We start from the raw sequence: 18,165 nt of genomic DNA on the forward strand, positions 1-18,165 counted from the left end.
AGATAAATAGGTTATGAGTTCTATACCGTTCTTCCATTCCGAAAATATAAGGAAATATTTACTCATATCTGTTCATCACGGTTTCTTGTAAACTATTACAAGTAAGTTACAATTTCTTAACAAACAAAATAGTAATGATATGAAACTATTTCCTAGGGGGACAAAATAAATGAGAAAACCATTTCAAAAATTCGTAACAGCTGGGGCTACAGCTGCAATTGTTGCGACTGCCGTTGCACCAGCTGCTTTTGCTGCAGAACATCCTTTTACAGATGTAGGTCCTAACTATTCAGAAGCTGTAGATTTCTTATATGTAACTGAGATCATTCAAGGTACATCCACTACTACATTTGGAACATACTTGAACTTAACTAGAGGAGATGCAGCTGTTATCCTTGCGAATGTATTAGGTTTAGATACTGAAAATGCTAAAGATGCTGGATTTAAGGATTTATTTCCTCGAATTAGAGGAGCTGTAAATGCACTTGCAGAGGAAGGGATTATTTCTGGTGTAACGAAAGATAAATTTGATCCACATGCACCATTATCCCGCGGGGCGATGGCAAAATTACTGGTAAAGGCATTTGAATTAGAAGAATATTCAACTAAAACACCTTTCAACGATGCTGCTGGCGTGTTCAAGCCTTATATTGAGGCTCTCTACGGAACAGAAATTACTTCGGGTAAATCACCTACCTCATATGGTACGTATCAGGAAATAACGAGAGGGGACTTTGCTAATCTTCTATATAACACATTCATTTTTATCCTTGAAAATGGTTCAATCTATGTAGAATCTGTAAATATCATTGATTCAAAATCATTCACTTTACAATTAGAAGAGCCGCTTGATGATGAATACACGGCAGAGGATATTACCGATTTATTTTATTTTTGGGCTGATTTTAATGATGGCACATCCTTAGATTTAATCGCCAATACGTCAGTTATTTCGACTGACCGTAAATCAATAACGATTACTCACCGTGATTTAACAGGTGAGGAAGGAGTACTTTTTATAGGCGACTTTGAATTTCCTTTTGATTATGCTGCACCAAAAGCGAAGGCAGGAGTCATTCAATTAGAAGGAGTAGACCCCGTCAACTTCGATTTTGCAGGTAAAACGACAACGAATGTAACATTACCTGCAACCAATGGATCTGCTAATTTGAATGGGATTGAATTCACTGTTGAGGATGCAAATTTTACGAATAACCAAACAGTAACTGTCATACTAAAAAGTACTGATGTTGCAGCCGCTAAACCTGGAGAAGGCTTAACCTGGGGCACGCTAACTTATGATGGAGACAAGTGGGCACTAGTCGATGATGCGAAATACGATTTCATCCCAGTTGGTCATTACACATTAGAAACACAATTTAAGGACTCAAATGAAAATTCTACAACTTTAACTTTAGAAATTTCAGTAGAAGATTTACCAGTAGCTTCGGATACAAGTCAATAATTGGATAAATAGTAGAATTTCATCTTCATTTGTTATAAAGCGCACTTTGACATTCGGTCATTCACATTCGCCTGTTTTTGTTCTATTTTAACAAACTGGATCAAATCTGGATAAGGTTCATACGAACTCTGCTTCATTAAGCACTGTGCACTAAACCTACTTTATTTCAAGGTTTATTTCATGTATAATAAGAATATACTAAAAAGAGAAGTGCTACTAACACTTCTCCCTACAACTGCTACCGTCAGGGTAGTGGTTGTCAAATTAAGTTATTTTCTTTGAGAACCACCCTTTTGCTTGCGACGGCGTAGGGTGGTTTTCTTGTGTTCTAATATGTTCTTCTGAAAGAAATACGCACTTATTGCACGAACAATTCCTTTCAGAACTTCTCTTAGAAATTCAAGAAATGTTTCCATGATAATCACCTCCTCTCCTAAACGGAAAGAAGAGAGACAACCAACCACCCTCACAATATTCAGTTGCAATTTTATTCTATCATACTTTTTCTTAAATAGTCTGAAAATATCAAAGAAAAACACTGCTTAGATCCTACTCTCCACAGAGCTTTTCATCATAACCCGTGAAACATTCAGAAATATCGGGGAGTGACTGGCACCTATCCCGCTTTATTTTAAGGTTTATTTCATGTATAATAAGAATATACTAAAAAGAGAAGTGCTACTAACACTTCTCCCTACAGCTGCTACCGTCAGGGTAGATGGTTGTCAAATTAATTTATTTTTTTTGAGAACCACCCTTTTGCTTCCTACGGCGCGGGGTGGTTTTCTTGTGTTCTAATATGTTCTTCTGAAAGAAATATGCACTTATTGCACGTACAATCCCTTTCAGAACTTCTCTTAGAAATTCAAGAAATGTTTCCATGGTTATCACCTCCTCTCCTAAACGGAAAGAAGTGAGACAACCAACCACCCTCACAATATTCAGCTGCAACTCCATTTTATCATATTTATTCTTTAATAGTCTGAAAATATCAAAGAACAGCACTGCTGAGGTCCTACTCTCCACAGAGCTTTTCTTCATAACCCGTGAAACATTCTCGTGAAAAAAGAAATATCGGGGAGTGACTGGCACCTATCCCGCTTTATTTTAAGGTTTATTTCATGTATAATAAGAATATACTAAAAAGAGAAGTGCTACTAACACTTCTCCCTACAGCTGCTACCGTCAGGGTAGATGGTTGTCAAAATTTATTATTTTCGAGAACCACCCTTATGATTGTGACGGCGCGGGGTGGTTTTCTTGTGTTCTAATATGTTTTTCTGAAAGAAATACGCACTTACTGCACGTACAATCCCTTTCAGAACTTCTCTTAGAAATTCAAGAAATGTTTCCATGGTTATCACCTCCTCTCCTAAACGGAAAGAAGATCGACAACCAACCACCCTCACAATATTCAGCTGCAATTTTATTCTATCATACTTATTCTTTAATAGTCTGAAAATATCATAGAAAAGCCCTGCAGAGACCATTATCTCCACAGGGCTTTCCATTAATCTATTTCTCTGTAAATCTTTGAAAAACTTTGGGGAGTGACTGGCACCGAAATAAACCAACTCAATTCACTTGTTCCTTAACATAATTAATCTTCTAACTGGATTCCAACTCATTCACCCAAATATACTTTACAGATACTTCTTGACCGTGATAATCGTAAATTTTATCAAGTTGGCCAGTTTCAATTAAGTGTCTAAGTGCTTTTTTGATTTCATTTGCCCAACTGTTTATATTCTTTTGGGAGTAATTTGGATAAATTGATGGATAAATTTCACTTAGCTGTTCTAGGTCATTTTTATCAAAGTGATGGTTATAATGGTAATCTGACGACTCTGAATATGGTTTTAATTTTAAGGGAGCCTGATCAATTTGTTTCCCCTTTCGCTCGAAAGAAATCACATTGTTTTTACCTGAGGTTATCTTATCAATCTCAATTATCATTTCAACATTCGTCATGTTATCACTCCTTATAAAAGAATCAACCGTACCAAGATACTCTTTTTTCATTAACCTCTCCTTCACTCAGAACCGATATCTATAATCTCTCCTGTATAAGCATCAATGATAAACGTGTAATATGAATCTATTGAAAAATCCCCAACTTGAACCTTATAATATGGGATCTTTTCTGTTGGATAATTAATAAACTTTACCTCTATACTTGGAGAATCAATATTACTAGTTACCGGGTCCTGCCATGCTATCTCAGAAATTTCATCCTCACTCAAAAATCCATTTCCAACTGATTTCCCTTGATTCTGTTGTGTGTTATCTAAAGCTCCGTATGGAGTAACCTCATCCACATCTCCGTTAGGGTACATAAATGAAACTGTTTTATTTTCATCAATGATAATTGAACCTTCTGCTATACCGTTCGGTCGACTTATATCGATAATCCATGAACCCTCATAGATTCTTGGTGCAGAAAAAGTATCCCCATTTTCAACTAGGTCCGTGTAGCTTGGTAACCTTTTAGACAAGTTAATTGCTTCTTCTGCAGTTATTCCATTAATGGTAACTTCCTCCTTCTGTTCCACTAATTGATTTATATTAATAATTACCCCACTTAACGCATCAACAGTAATTTCAAAATAATCGATATTAGCATCCATATCTCCTGTTTTTATCACATAGACAGGTTTCTCGTCATTAACATCCGGTCGTGAAACAATCGTAATTTCTAACGATTCAGGAGATTTTACTAAACTTTTTACCTCTGTCAGGTTACCAACAGCTATTATCGCATCACTTTCTGTTATGAAGTCTGTTGAACTATAAAGAGTATCTTCTATCTTCTTACCATTTACACCTATTGTTCCTTCCCCACCAATCTCATAAAGTAATGAATTCAACACATCCTCTTCAGCCTTTTCTCCATTGATTGATAAATATGACAATTGTACTTCAAATTCATCATCTTTCTCTGTTAAAGGGAAGGTGATTTCCACCTCTACATCTTCATCTTTGAAGTTTGCATTACCAACAAATGATACATAGTTCCTATTATCAATTGTATCTTTGACCGACCACTCTCCATCTGAAAAGAAGTCATCGAATGCTTCTCCTACTTCTAATTTTTCTTCAGGATTCAAAATTAAAGCTTTCGCGCTATTAATGTATTCTTCTTCTTGAGATGGCGCTTTAGAATTAACTGCTGCAATTATAAGTATAAGAAGAATAATCGCAACAATGCCGATTGAAATCCACTGCCACAGCTTCAGTTTCTTCTTAGTATTCATTTGATTCACAATCTGATTTTCTTCCATTTTTAATTCCCCATTCTTTATTGGTCTATCCTACATATTTTTAACCTTTTCTAATACTTTTTTTGCCATTCCCCACATGAATTCCATGTATAGGACTTTTGATAGAATAAACTAGCAAGCTATAGTTAAAACTAGGTAATTTGTAGTACGTTATACATTATACACCAATTATTGAGAAGATATCTAAATATAATAATATCTTTTTATTTTTTAGCTGATCTATAAGAAAAGGGGATACAACCATGAGTTTCTTGAAGTATCTTGTCACCTTTGGTGCTTCTGGAAGAATTGTTAGTAAAGTTGAAGAGTTTGATAGTTTGCAAGATGAATATGAAGCGTTATATAGGAGAATGGAAGATAAGAGAGAGTCGGTTATTAAAACTCTAAAAAAGGTTGTGAAAATTAAAGTTAAATCAATAAAATTTCAAAGAATTTAAAAGGAAAAGATCGGGAGTTTATTTATCGAAGCCTTGGAAATGATTTTGAAAATGTAGATTTTAGTCAAATTGAAGGCACACTGAATACTGCTCGAATTGCAATGAATACGACCAAAGGTATCTCTTCAGTGATTGGAACGGCTCTTGGAACTTGCGCACTTGTTTCAACAATTGGTACAGCATCAACAGGAACTGCGATTGCTGGACAAATCGTTTGAGATTATAGACAAGGGGTTAAAAGAGAGTGATAAGGATCTAGTTAGTATTGGTATGCAGGGAATAAGTAAAGTCGTATCATCCTCTCCATTCTCAAACGTAGATCAGCTTGCGAGAATGATTGAAGGGAATCGAGTTATAGAAATATAATTACAAAATTCCAGACCATGGTGCCACATAAAAAGGGGTCTTATCTTTTGAAAGTAATGGAAATAGAATTGAATGATAGTATGAAAATCTTAATTGCAGTAGAATTTGACTAGAAAACCATTAGAGCTAGTTTGTTAGATCGAATTAAAAGGTTTTAATCCACTAATAAACCAAAGACCAGTCATTACTACTTTATGAGTTGAGGAAGACCCTACATCTTTATCTGAATGTACTACTCTAAACTTCATCAATCTACCTTTATCGCTTCTTTAACTGTATCAGTTAACCATTAAACTAAATGCAATGAACAAAACCAAAAATTCAAAACCAATCAAGCCTATCAGAGATCTTACTCTCCACAGATTTTTCCTTCAATCTGTTTATCTACTAAACATTCGACAAACTTCGAGGAGTGACTGGCTCGGAAACCTTATCAAGAGATTAGCGCAAAAAAAAGCCTTGTAGGGTTACTAACCATACAAGGCTTTTCATCAAGAATCAACTTCGCATTTTAAAGTCATTAGGATAATCCTGAACTTAAACGATCGATGATTACTTTATTATTTTACATCAACATTAACTGTAGTAGATGCTCTAACAGTTGTATTAGTATCATCATCAGTTACAGTGATTACAAAGCTACCTTTGTCACCAATAGCAGTAGCTTGACCAAGAATATTCGAAGTCCAATCTGCACCTAAAGTGATAGTTTGACCTACTGAACCAGTTAATTTAGTACCAAGTGTACCAAGAACTTCATCATCAGCTGCTACATAAGCACCATCATCATTTTTGTCTAGATATAAAACAGGTGCTGCAACAGCAGTTAAGTCTATACGAACTTTTGATGTTGTAGTTACGTTTAATTTAACATTTTCAACGATTGGATCTACACCTGAAGCAGTTTCAGTAATTGTAAAGATATCTTTATAAGTTAATAATTTACCAACCACTGTGATTGGTGCAGTAGTTGATTTCCAAGTAATTGATTCAATTATTGGAGCTTCATTTTTAACAGTAATTGTTGCAGTTGCTACTTGTACTCCACCTTTTTTCAAGATGATTTGAGTAGTACCAACTTTAACACCAGTTACAGTAATAACTCCACTTGCATCAGGAGCAGGAGTTACTGTAGCAATAGTAGAATTTGCAGATTCTACAGAAAACGCTGTGTCTCCAGAATCTAATGTTTGTAAGAAACCACCAGATTTAGTAAATTCATTAGCATTTAATTTTACAGTAGTTGTACCAGCTAAATTAGCAACACCTTTAGAAGAATCAGCAACTACTAATTTATAGTTGTCAGCTGTGTTATCAGCAGAAATACTAACTGTATATTGGCCAAGGTTTTTAAGTGTTGTTAAATCTTTAACAACCACTGTATAAGAACCAGCTGGCGCAGTAGCTAAAGGAGAAATGTTTACTGGTAAGATACCATCTTTAGCATTAGTAAAGTCTGCAACTGCAGCTGTATGCAAAGTTACTTCTGATACACTAATATTAGCAGCGATAATATCAGATACATCTACTTTCTCACCGAATTGGTCTGTGATTGCAACATTAGTAGTGTAAGTAGCGCCAGGAGCTACATTAGCAGTAGAAGCAGTAGCTTTTGTTGCTACACGAGCTTCGCTAACTACAGTAATTTCTTTAGAGTAAACAACACTTCCAGCTTTTACAGTAATAGTTGTTTTACCAGCTTTAATAGGTGTGATTGCACCTGATGCAGCATCAATTAAAGCAACTTCAGGATTTGAAGAAGCATAAGATGATAAACCAGATTTATCAATAACGTTACCTGTGTTTGATTCAACACTATCTACTGCTACTGTAGAATCAGTAGTTGAAATAACTGATTTTGTTAATGTTAATTCACTAGTAGTGATTACGATATCGCCAATTGCAGGTGTTGCTTTACTTACAACTTCAACTTTAACAGACTTAGATTCAGCTGTTTTGCCATCTTTAGTAAGAACTGCTTTTACATTAAATGATTCATTTAATTTAGTTGCAGCTACAGTTTCGTCAATTTCACCAGTAGCAGAAGTAGTTACTGCAGTACCAGGAGTTGCAGTAGCAAATACTGCTTTGTCAGCTTGGAATTCAATATCATATCCAAGTGAGTCAATTGTAGTTAAGTCAGTAACAGCTCCATTAAGTGTTACTTGTAAGAATTGTTGGTCTTTGTTAGCTTCTAATGAACTAGTTGTGATAGCAACATCAGCAAGAACAAATGTGAATTTTACAGTAAATTCTTTTGTACCATCTTCAAGTTTAACAGATACTTTGTAGTCTTGACCTTCTACAAGTGGAGTTTCAAGAGCTACAGTAGCTGTTTTTCCACCAGCAGCAGGAGTTAATGATACTACTTTATTTCCTTCTACAGTTACATCTTCAGCTTTAAGTTTGTTAAGTGCAGTACCAGAAATAGTTAAAGTTTTTGGTCCAGTAGCAGTTACACTTGAAACTTCAGCTTTAAGAGTTGCAGCTCTGTGTAAGAAGATCGCGAAGTCACCACGTTTGATTGGAGCAGTGCTTCCGAAAGTTGTTTCTGAAGTTCCAGAAGTGATTCCGTTAGCTAGTAACGCTTTTACAGCTGGAGCCCAGTTAGAGTTAACGTCTTTGAATGGTAATGCAACATCACCAGTTAAGCCGTAAGCATTTTTAAGAACTAATGCCATTTCTTGACGAGTGATTACATCGTCTGGAGCGAATTTAGTTTCGCTTTTACCATTGATGATTTTTGCAGCAGATAATGCATTAACATAACCAGCAACACGATCATTAACATCTTTGAAAGGACCGTTAGCAACTGGAGCTAATCCTAATGCTTTAGCGATGAATACTGCAGCATCACCACGTTTGATTTGCTTGTCAGTACCGAAAGAAGTATCAGTAAGACCTGAAGTGATGTTGTTTGATACTAAATAATTTACTGCTTCCTTATACTTGCTGCTCACATCTTTGAAATCAGATGCAGAAGCTGCGTTTCCAACAACTGGAGCTACAGCAGTTGCCACTAATGAAGCTGTAACAGTTGTTGCTAAAAATTTGCGATAAGACTTAGGTTGATAAGCCATGTACCTTGTTCCTCCTTGTGTACGCTTTGTACTTTTTTTTTACACTTTGTTCAAGTATTCTTGATCAAAGTGGGTTTAACCACTACATTGTAAGTTACTAGATTCATATCATCCAAGGTTCAATATATGAAAATATGTAATCATATAGAACCTATTTATACAAAATCTCAAACTCGACATTATTCCCTTATGAACTCTATGGAACTCTAGGTGACTTTTGTCTAATTTTGATGAAATTGAATGAATCAATAACTCTTACAAAATTTATTCTACCAAATATCTCACATTTTTCAACTGTTTTTCTAAACTTTACGTCTAGAATGTTTTACATAGAATAGATATATTTGGCAAAACAGGTTTCGCTTCCTCCAATTATAGTAATAGAATGCTTGTTTGTCAACAAGATTACTAGTATTTTTTCATAATTATGTGGGAATTTCTATTAAACCCTTTTAATAACAAGAGACCGCACACTGTCTATAGTGTACGGTACTTTTTTAATATTGTATCAACAAGCTGATCCACAGAATATTTTTCTGAGGCTTTTTTATTTAAATTTGTTGCAATTTGTTGAAGCTTATCAGATTGCTTCAAAATAATCGCTTCTTCAATTGCCACTTTCAACTCTTCAACATTTTTAATATTGATGATCCATCCGAGCGACGGATCAGAGATCAAATCCTTCACTCCGCCAACATCTGTAGAAATGACAGGTGTATATGCCCTTGCTGCTTCTAAGATGACCAGTGGAAAGCTTTCACTATATGAGGCAAGAAGCTTCACGTCTGAAAGCGACAGGAATGAATGGACATCCTCCTGGAATCCATAAAATAAAATATTGTCAGTAAGCTGTAGCTTTTGAACGACTTTTTTTAATTCGTCTTCTAACGGACCATTTCCGATGAGCAACAACTTAACGTTCTTTCCACTGGATACAAGCTTATGGATTGCTTCAAAGGCAATGATATGCCCTTTAATCGGATGTAGCCTTGCTACCATTGTGATAACAAAGTCTTCATCTGATAAACCGATCTGTTTCCTACTAATAGTAGTAGTTAGTTCGATATCAAAATCGATGCCATTATATATCGTAGTTATTTTTTCGGATTTTATTCCAAAACGAACTAACATTTCTTTGAATCGATTAGATACAGCAAAAAAATGATCAATCTTTTTCAGTACATGCATATTAATCGCTGTAAATACTTTTCCTTTTACTCCACCTTTAATGAAGTCCTTTTCTGGATCACTGTGAATAGTTGTCACCCAAGTGAACTTTATCATTCTTCTCAGAAAAAGAGTGAACAGATTGGCACGTGGGCCATGCGTATGAACAATGTTGATCTTCTTTTCAATGATTTCTTTTTTTATCCTTTGAAGAATTGAAAAATCATAACGTGATTTTTGATTAAATACAACGACTGGTATATTACGTTTTCTCGCTTCCTCTGCAAGAAGTCCTTCTTGAAATACACCTAGATAGACGCCCTCATTCTTACACTTTTCAATGAATGAAAGAAGATGGTTTTTAGAACCACCAGTTTCACCGCCACTGATTAAATGGAGTACGTTCATATTGTATTCGTCCTTTTTAAATCAACAACCTTTGTGATGGCAGCTAATAATAAGAAGAAATACATTGTATACGTTTTGTCTTCCCAAATGTTATAAAGTACTCCACAAACGAATACACCAGCTAAAAGTGATACAACTAAGATTGCTATTGGGTTATCTTCTCTCTTTTTCCAAGCGAAAAATAGCATCCCAAGTAAAAAGACTGCAAATAATAGTACACCTATTGCACCGGTTTGAACGATGATTTGAATATATTGATTATCAGAATAGATATCATGTTCAATCCCATATTCCTTATAAATCGGGGATGAATACCCCTTCGCTGCAGAATCCCCATAAGTAGCAAAGCCAGTTCCAATGACTGGGTGATCCTTGAATATTTCAAATCCTTTGGAGACGATGAATAATCTTCCTGTCGTCTTACTTAGCTCAAGTGTATCCTCATTGAAAGTATCCTTTATCCGATCTGTACCATCCTTATTCGGTGTGTTCTCATCCGTATAATTAGGGCTAGGTGTCTTAATTGTTGTAGCAAGATGACTTGCAAGGGTTGCAACAGGTAAATTAATGAAGATAACCGCAGTGATAACAGCTAGTGCAATTCTCTTCAGATTTTTCCAGTTACGAGTAAGCAATATATATACGACTAATCCAACTGCAAAACCAATCCATGTTCCACGGGAATACGTTAGTGTAATTACACCGAACATAAGCACAAGGCCAATATTGATGAGCCAGTTCATTTTTCCGACAATGAATTGCTTTAAATATAATGTACAAACAAATGCGATTGTTAAATATACAGCCAACACATTCGGATTATCGATTAATCCATAGATTCGTACTCGGTTATTATGAGATAAGGAACGTTGTACCCATTTCTCAGGCATAAGCACTGTTCGTATCGATAATTTTTCAACAATACCGTGAATACAAATTGTGATAGCAACGATAAATGTCGTCCACAGGAATTTTCCAATGTCTTTCTTTGTAATATCCAGTCTTTTCACAACATAGTAGATCAAATACGTAATCACAAATGCACGTAACTGAAATACGATTGCAGAAATTGATACACCCGTAATAAAAGCAGATAATGCTCCTACTGCACAAAATAAAAGAAATGCCCATTCAAAAATGTGAAAACGGAAGATTTCTTTTATTTCTTTATTCTTTAGGTGGGTGAATATTACCCTTGCAAATGCAGCAAGAATAATAAGATCTCCGACAATTTTTAACGAAGGGTTCATTTCAATTAAAAAGGGTCTTGTTGGAAAATATAGTAATAACAAAAGCAGCCCGTTTTTAGGGAATGCGAATGCATATAATGCAAAGATAGCCGCAACTGCTAATCCTGTTACGTTTGAAGGCATTAATAACGCAATAGCAAGTAATGGGATACTAATATACAAATGTAGAAAATCTCTCCACTGAAGTTTCATAATCTAATCCTTTCGTGCTTGACAAAGACTGTTTCAACCTTTTAAAGACAGTCTCTTATTTTATAATGTTTTATTTAGTAAATAAAATTCTGAGTAAAAATTTTGGTAAGGCAAGCTGTCTTTTCATTCGGCTTGGTTCTTTCATTAGACGATATAACCACTCAATTCCAAGCTTGCGATAGAAAAGTGGTGCACGTTTGACCTTGCCTGAAAAAACATCGAAGCTTCCACCGACACCTTGGAAGACTTTAACGTTTAATTTTTTCATATTTTCTCGTATCCATAGCTCTTGTCTCGGACTTCCCATCGCGACAAATAGAAAATCTGCCTCAGACTGATTAATTTTATTAATTAGTTCATCTTGGTCCTTAACATACCCATTTTCAATTCCTGAAATGTTGAGGCCAGGATATTTTTCCTCAAGCTTTTGTTTTGCGGTCTCAACAACTTCTTGTTTTGCTCCATATAGGAATACCTTATATCCATCTTCTGCTGCAAAGCGGATTAAGCGTTCCATCATATCAACACCTGTAACACGTGAACGAATGGAACCCCCTTTTAGCTTGGAAGCTAGCAGTACTCCAATCCCATCGGGTATTTGGTATGTGGAACCGTTAATTAACGACCTTAATTCACTATTACTTTTCGCAGCCATTACTTTCTCTGGATTAACTGCTATAATTGTTGACTGCTCACCTTGAATCATTCGGCTCTTAAGATCCGTAATAATTTCATCATAACTTAAAGGTGAAACATCAACACCCAAATACGTCTCTTTCTCCATCCTATCAATCTCTTTCATTGGGAATTAAGTGAAAATCGGGGCAGGTCATAACAGACCTGTCCCCTTCTTTGAACCATAGGAACGGTACTTGTGGTTCATGAACCAAGAGGACCGTCCCCTTGGTTCGTTCAAATGACCTTTATAGTTGAAAGGTTTCCGATTTTATAAACTGTTGCTTTTGATTCGTCTAGGTTTGTGCAGTTTCGTGTGTCAAGTACAACTGGTGTTTTCATTTTATTAACGATATCTTCTGTTTGAATTGACTTAAATTCATTATGATCTGTTAAGATAAGCAGAACATTGGCACCAGTTATTGCTTCTTCAAAGGATTGAAGTGAGAATGATACCTGATCCGCACGAACATGTGGGTCATGGATGCGAAGCTCATAGCGGTTGCTATGCTGCAGCATTTCAAGTACCTCAATAGCTGGACTTTCTCTAATATCATCAATATTACCTTTATATGTTAATCCAAATACAGCTACTACTGGCTTCTCTAATTCACTTGTTAAGTGCTGGACCTGTTGGACAACAAATGAAGGCATAGAGTTATTAATTTTTCTTGCTGTACTAATAAGTGGTGATTCCTCCACTGCTTTTTCAACAATGAAATATGGGTCCACTGCTAGACAATGACCACCAACACCTGGACCAGGCTGGTGAATATTCACACGTGGATGCTTGTTAGCAAGTTCAATGACCTTATGGGCATTAACATCTAGACGTTGTGAAATTTTCACAAGTTCATTTGCTAATGCAATGTTGACATCACGGAATGTATTTTCCATTAATTTAGACATTTCTGCAGTAACTGCTTCCGTTTCAACAACATCCCCAGTAACAACTGCACGATACACATCTGCTGCTTTTTTCGCTGCTTCAGGTGTTGTCCCTCCGACAATCCTTGTATTTTCCACAAGTTCAATTAAAATACGACCTGGCAGAACTCTCTCCGGACAATGTGCAAGATAGATATCATACCCTGTGTCTAACCCTTTTTCTTCAATTAAAGGTGCAACAACATCATCCATTGTACGTGGCGGGATTGTTGATTCAACGATGACAACATTCCCTTTTTGCAAATATGGAATGATTGCTTTTGTCGCATCAACAACATAATCGATATTTGCTGTTGTATCTTCATGGATCGGTGTTGGAACGGCAATGATAAATACATCTGCTTCTTCAGGAGTTACAGATGCACGAAGTTTGCCATTTTCAACAACCTCTTTCACTACCTCAGGTAAGCCAACCTCTTCAATATGAATTTCACCTTTATTTAAAGAAGAAACGACTCTTTCATTCACATCTACGCCAACGATATCATAGCCCGCTTTTGCAAAAACAGCGGCAGTAGGCAATCCTATATAACCTAAACCAATGACACATATTTTTTTCATTAAAAAGGACCTCGCTTTAAAAATATATTGATTGATTTCAATCAAATTCCTACATAGTATAACAAATTCCATCAATCCTTGCATCCTTAACATTGAATGGATGTATTGTTGATGATAAAATAAGGGTGGTTTTCATATTGATATATGTTATTCACATTACTTTCGTACAATATGTTGCAAATCAGTAAACAGTTCTATGAAATGATAGAGGAGGAAATACTTCTTTGAAAATTGTTATATCCGGATTTTATGGACTTGGAAATACAGGGGACGAAGCCATATTAGAATCCATCGTTGATAATTTGCGTGGCGAGCTCGATTCCCCAGAGATCACTGTCTTTTCATTATCTCCCGAAGAAACCGCACGTACTCATCAGGTAAAAAGTATATACAGAGGCTGGCGTCATCAATTTGGTGATAAAATAAAAGCCTTACGTGAAGCAGACCTACTTGTTAGTGGTGGTGGAGGACTTTTACAAGATACATACCCAACAAAGTTCATCTTCGGTCCGCTACCTTATTATTTATTAATTGTCTTTTTAGCAAAATTATGTCGGACAAAGGTTATGTTTTTCTCACAAGGAATTGGACCTATTACATCTACGTGGGGAAAAATATTAATGAAGATATTTGCGAATATGGCTGATTTTGTTACAGTACGAGATCAGTATTCAAAAGACTATCTACTTAAGCTTGGAGTTACACGTCCTAAGACTGTCGTTACTTCTGATATTGTATTTGCATTTAAAAAGAAAGAAGACGATGCGTGTCTTAAGAGCTTAGAGCTTTCAAATACTGACAACCTCGTTGCTGTCTCTGTTAGACCGTGGTTCGAGAAGGTTAAGCAATTCGAACAAATTGCTTCTATATTAGATGAATTAATTGAAGCACGCAAAATTACTCCAGTCTTCGTACCGATGGAAGGACATCACGATGTCAATGCAAGTCAGAAGGTTTTAGAAAAAATGAAGCATGCGGACAAATGTGTCATGTTAGGAGAAAAATTTACTCCAAATCAATATTTGAATTTTATAAGCAAGTGTCAGTTAACAATTGGAATGAGATTACATGCCCTTATTTTCTCAACGATTTCAGGGGTTCCACATATCGGTCTAAGCTATGATAAAAAGGTAGAAAGTCTACTGAAACGGAGTGGGATGTGGGAATACTCTGCTGTTCTAGAAGAAATTAACGAAGAAAATCTCACTAAGAACGCTATTACATTATTGGACAACCGTGATAAATTTGTTCAAATTGTTAAAAACAACGCTGAGACAATGAGAGTGGACGCAATAAGAAATCTTGATTTATTAAAGGAACATTTTGTGAAATAACATTCGTTTTTGGGTAAAGTTCTGCTATCGAACAGGAGGAGTATTTCTTTGAAAATATTAATTGCGACTGCATATGATTATCCACATGCAGGTGGTTTATCTACACACGTAACAACATTAAAAGCTGGATTAGAAGAGCAAGGACACAAGGTTGACGTTCTTTCTTTTTCAGATGTTCCACCCATTGTCCGAAAGGCTTCTGCACAAGGTCCTAGCTTTGTTCTAAATAAAGTCAAAAAAGGAAAAGGCATTGTTTGGAGTCATAAGATTCGTCAAAAACTAATGAAATCATTAATCGAAAAGAATAAGCATAAAAACTATGACATTATTAATGCCCAAGATCCTTTTACAACACTTGCTGCAATTGAATCAGGAATTCCAACTGTTTCAACTGTTCACGGTTATATGGCATTTGAATCGATAAGTAAGGGCTCCATTATCGAAGGAAGCGCCGAAGCAAAGTACATGCAAGAAAAAGAAATTGAGGCTTACAAAGGCACTAATAAAATCATTACTGTTGATCAGCGATTAAAGGATTATGTAAAAGAAGTATCAGGTGTTGAAGGAACAGCCATCCGAAATTTCATTGATATTCATGGTTTTAAGCCTGATAAAGATAAACAAAGTGCACTACGGGATTCATATGGAATTCCTAAGGATATGAATGTTCTATTTGTCCCTAGACGACTTACTCGTAAAAATGGTGTCATCTACCCTGCTCTTGCACTACCAGAAATACTTAAAAAGCACCCTAATACAAAATTAATCTATGCAGGTAGTGGTGAAGCACTTTCTGAAATTAAAGACATTGTTGCCAAAAATGGCCTTGAGGCAAATGTGGAGCTGCTTGGAGCTGTTCCACATGAGAAGGTAAAAGATTATTATGCTATGGCTGATGTTGTTCTTGTTCCAAGTGTTCATTCAGCTGGTGTTGAGGAGGCCACTTCAATCTCAGCACTAGAAGCTATGGGATCTGGTTCACCTCTCGTGGCATGTGCGGTTGGTGGATTAAAGGAAATCGTGAACCATGAAAGTGATGGCTTATTAGTAGAAGAGAAAAATGTACAGCAACTAGCTGAAGCAGTTATTTACCTTTTAGACCATCCTACAAAGGGCGAAGAAATGGCGAAGAAAGCACGCTTGAAAATTGAACAAGAGTATTCACATTTAGCAGCTGCAAAAAAATATGCTGAAATTTATCAAAGTGCACTTAGAAAAGCGTAAGCGCCTTGATCAGCCCCGACAAGCAAATGTTCTGGGGCAAAAAAGTCGCTTTTTGACTTTTCTTGCCCCAGGTTATTTGACCTCGAGGGGCTTGGCGCTGGAGCTAGACAATTTAACGAAATAATTTCACCCTTGAAAGAAAGTGACTGAATAACTCATGGCGGGATTGAAAAAAACAGCAATATGGATCACCTTACTTGCGATCGTACTAAAGCTATCTGGCTTTTTAAGAGAAAGTATTATCGCAAGGCAGTTTGGTGCGAATGAATATACAGATGGCTATTTATTAGCCTTTTCTTTTATTACCTTAGTTGTTGCCATGATTTCAGGCGGCTTCAACAATGTCTTTCTGCCACAATATGTGCAGGGCAAAAAGGAATCTCCCGAGAAAACTGAACGTAATGCGACCGGTATTTTGAATGCCACGGTCCTATTATTTTTACTAATCACAGTTGCCGGCTTTTTTCTTGTTCCCTATTTTGTTCCATTTATATTTGGAGATATGACGCCAACAACTGAAAATGTTGCAGTTGATATTACGCAATTCTTTTTCTTGTTTATGAGTGCGATTGCGTTGAACGGAATTTTAGAATCGTATTTGCAAGGACGAAGAGTATTTGTACCTTCCCAGGTTTCAAAGCTAGCAGCTACTTTATTTGGTGCCATTTTCGCCTTACTTTTTTCCGACCAATGGGGAATTAATAGCTTAGCATATGGCTTCATTTTCGGTACATTATTAGGTGCCGTTATTCAATTTTTTTATTTACGGAAAAGTGGTTATCGATGGCAGCCAACTATAAAGGTTGAGAAGGCCTTTCGTTCAGCATTTCTCGTCTTACTTGTGCCAGCATTACTTAATTCCGTAGTCGGTCAAATTAATATGTTTGTTAATAAAATGTTCGCCTCTGGTACAACCGAAGGTGCTGTCACATATTTAAATAATGCGTCATTATTAGTGAGTATTCCTCAAGCGATATATGGGACAACCATTGCTGCGATTATTTTTACATTGCTTTCAGAACAAGTAGATAACCATAAAAAGTTTCAGCAAACTGTCTTTATGGGAATGCAAATTACATTAGTTACGCTAATGCCGATCATGGTTGGGCTTCTTTTAGTGGGGGATGCAGCCATTTCCTTCGTATATGAACGGGGACTATTCACTTCAACTGACACACATAATACATACATTGCCCTGTTATGGTATGTTCCATTAATCGTTACACAAGGCTTGCAATATATTGTCTCCAAATCAATGTATGCCCGTGGAAAGACCGCAATTGTATTTCGCATTAGTGTAACGACAATTGTACTTAATTATGTGTTGAATTGGTTGTTTGTGGACAAGTTTGGATATCCTGGCCTTGCACTTACTAGCTCATTAGTATCTGTCTATTATCTTGCGGTTTCTACTTTTGTCGTGTATAAGGATTTTGATCGTGAGGAAAGGGTTAAACTCGGCAATCTCGTGTTAAGGGTAATCCTGCCTACAATTCTTATGGCTGTGCCAATTTATTTACTAAAGAAATTTACGCCAATTACCGAGTGGTATTCACTCATTCAGCTAGGAATTCTCGTTCCAATCGGTGTTATCCTATACGCAGGTGGAATCTATCTCTTTTATCGCGAAGGCTTCCAGCAATTGCTTCAGCTTGTGAAGAGAAAGAAAGGAACAGCTTAATCAATAATGTTTGTATAATAAAAGCCCCTCAATTTGAGGGGCTCAGATTGTCGACAAAAGGCACCGAGAGGAATCCCTCTCGGTGCCTTTTGTCAT

16 protein-coding genes are annotated in these 18,165 nt (G+C 36.2%); 6 read left to right on the forward strand and 10 right to left on the reverse strand.

Translation table 11 applies throughout. The annotated features are described in order from the left end of the window. Window positions 1-169 precede the first annotated feature (169 nt). Window positions 170-1,465 (forward strand): S-layer homology domain-containing protein, encoded by a 1,296-nt coding sequence (locus MJG50_RS07175; RefSeq protein WP_240254079.1) that lies wholly within the window; start codon window positions 170-172, stop codon window positions 1,463-1,465. A 269-nt stretch (window positions 1,466-1,734) separates the two neighbouring features. Here MJG50_RS07175 and MJG50_RS07180 read toward each other — a convergent pair whose 3' ends face one another. The 5 genes from MJG50_RS07180 to MJG50_RS07200 form a co-directional block, all read right to left on the reverse strand. After that, on the reverse strand, window positions 1,735-1,881 hold the full coding sequence (locus MJG50_RS07180; protein ID WP_240254081.1) for a hypothetical protein: 147 nt from the start codon (window positions 1,879-1,881) through the stop codon (window positions 1,735-1,737). Between the two features lie 319 nt (window positions 1,882-2,200). Next, the gene (locus tag MJG50_RS07185; RefSeq protein WP_240254082.1) at window positions 2,201-2,347 is read right to left on the reverse strand and encodes a hypothetical protein; all 147 of its coding nucleotides are present in this window, start codon (window positions 2,345-2,347) and stop codon (window positions 2,201-2,203) included. A gap of 329 nt (window positions 2,348-2,676) precedes the next feature. Further along, window positions 2,677-2,820 carry a hypothetical protein gene (locus MJG50_RS07190; RefSeq protein ID WP_240254083.1) on the reverse strand — a complete coding sequence of 48 codons (144 nt, stop codon included), beginning with the start codon at window positions 2,818-2,820 and terminating at the stop codon, window positions 2,677-2,679. 253 nt (window positions 2,821-3,073) lie between these two features. Next, window positions 3,074-3,487 carry a hypothetical protein gene (locus tag MJG50_RS07195; RefSeq protein ID WP_240254084.1) on the reverse strand — a complete coding sequence of 138 codons (414 nt, stop codon included), beginning with the start codon at window positions 3,485-3,487 and terminating at the stop codon, window positions 3,074-3,076. 11 nt (window positions 3,488-3,498) lie between these two features. Continuing rightward, a complete protein-coding gene (locus MJG50_RS07200; protein ID WP_240254085.1) occupies window positions 3,499-4,746 on the reverse strand; it encodes a PepSY domain-containing protein in 1,248 nt (415 codons plus the stop codon). Window positions 4,747-4,988: 242 nt separating this feature from the next. Between MJG50_RS07200 and MJG50_RS07205 the strand changes: the two genes are divergently transcribed. Both MJG50_RS07205 and MJG50_RS07210 read left to right on the forward strand, forming a co-directional pair. Beyond that, the gene (locus tag MJG50_RS07205) at window positions 4,989-5,183 is read left to right on the forward strand and encodes a hypothetical protein (protein WP_240254086.1); all 195 of its coding nucleotides are present in this window, start codon (window positions 4,989-4,991) and stop codon (window positions 5,181-5,183) included. Window positions 5,184-5,354: 171 nt separating this feature from the next. After that, window positions 5,355-5,549 carry a hypothetical protein gene (locus tag MJG50_RS07210; protein ID WP_240254087.1) on the forward strand — a complete coding sequence of 65 codons (195 nt, stop codon included), beginning with the start codon at window positions 5,355-5,357 and terminating at the stop codon, window positions 5,547-5,549. A gap of 560 nt (window positions 5,550-6,109) precedes the next feature. Here MJG50_RS07210 and MJG50_RS07215 read toward each other — a convergent pair. The 5 genes from MJG50_RS07215 to MJG50_RS07235 form a co-directional block, all read right to left on the reverse strand. Continuing rightward, complete coding sequence (locus tag MJG50_RS07215; protein ID WP_240254089.1) at window positions 6,110-8,629, reverse strand: S-layer homology domain-containing protein; 2,520 nt, start codon at window positions 8,627-8,629, stop codon at window positions 6,110-6,112. 477 nt (window positions 8,630-9,106) lie between these two features. Then, window positions 9,107-10,204: a glycosyltransferase family 4 protein gene (locus MJG50_RS07220; protein WP_240254091.1), complete on the reverse strand. Its 1,098-nt coding sequence runs from the start codon at window positions 10,202-10,204 to the stop codon at window positions 9,107-9,109. Further along, window positions 10,201-11,646 (reverse strand): O-antigen ligase family protein, encoded by a 1,446-nt coding sequence (locus MJG50_RS07225; protein WP_240254093.1) that lies wholly within the window; start codon window positions 11,644-11,646, stop codon window positions 10,201-10,203. Before MJG50_RS07225 ends, MJG50_RS07220 begins: the two co-directional genes overlap by 4 nt. A gap of 70 nt (window positions 11,647-11,716) precedes the next feature. After that, window positions 11,717-12,430, reverse strand: coding sequence for a WecB/TagA/CpsF family glycosyltransferase (locus tag MJG50_RS07230; protein ID WP_240254095.1), 714 nt, complete (start codon window positions 12,428-12,430; stop codon window positions 11,717-11,719). 128 nt (window positions 12,431-12,558) lie between these two features. Beyond that, window positions 12,559-13,830, reverse strand: coding sequence for a nucleotide sugar dehydrogenase (locus MJG50_RS07235; protein WP_240254122.1), 1,272 nt, complete (start codon window positions 13,828-13,830; stop codon window positions 12,559-12,561). A gap of 224 nt (window positions 13,831-14,054) precedes the next feature. Here MJG50_RS07235 and csaB point away from each other — a divergent pair, with 224 nt between their 5' ends. The 3 genes from csaB to murJ all read left to right on the forward strand — a co-directional run bounded on the left by csaB (window position 14,055) and on the right by murJ (window position 18,069). Continuing rightward, on the forward strand, window positions 14,055-15,164 hold the full coding sequence (gene csaB, locus MJG50_RS07240; protein ID WP_240254097.1) for a polysaccharide pyruvyl transferase CsaB: 1,110 nt from the start codon (window positions 14,055-14,057) through the stop codon (window positions 15,162-15,164). A 48-nt stretch (window positions 15,165-15,212) separates the two neighbouring features. Beyond that, complete coding sequence (locus MJG50_RS07245; protein ID WP_240254099.1) at window positions 15,213-16,388, forward strand: glycosyltransferase family 4 protein; 1,176 nt, start codon at window positions 15,213-15,215, stop codon at window positions 16,386-16,388. A 157-nt stretch (window positions 16,389-16,545) separates the two neighbouring features. Beyond that, window positions 16,546-18,069 carry a murein biosynthesis integral membrane protein MurJ gene (gene murJ / locus MJG50_RS07250; RefSeq protein WP_240254108.1) on the forward strand — a complete coding sequence of 508 codons (1,524 nt, stop codon included), beginning with the start codon at window positions 16,546-16,548 and terminating at the stop codon, window positions 18,067-18,069. Window positions 18,070-18,165 lie beyond the last annotated feature (96 nt).

This window comes from Fredinandcohnia quinoae (genome assembly GCF_022427965.1).
Lineage (GTDB): Bacteria > Bacillota > Bacilli > Bacillales > Bacillaceae_L > Ferdinandcohnia > Ferdinandcohnia quinoae.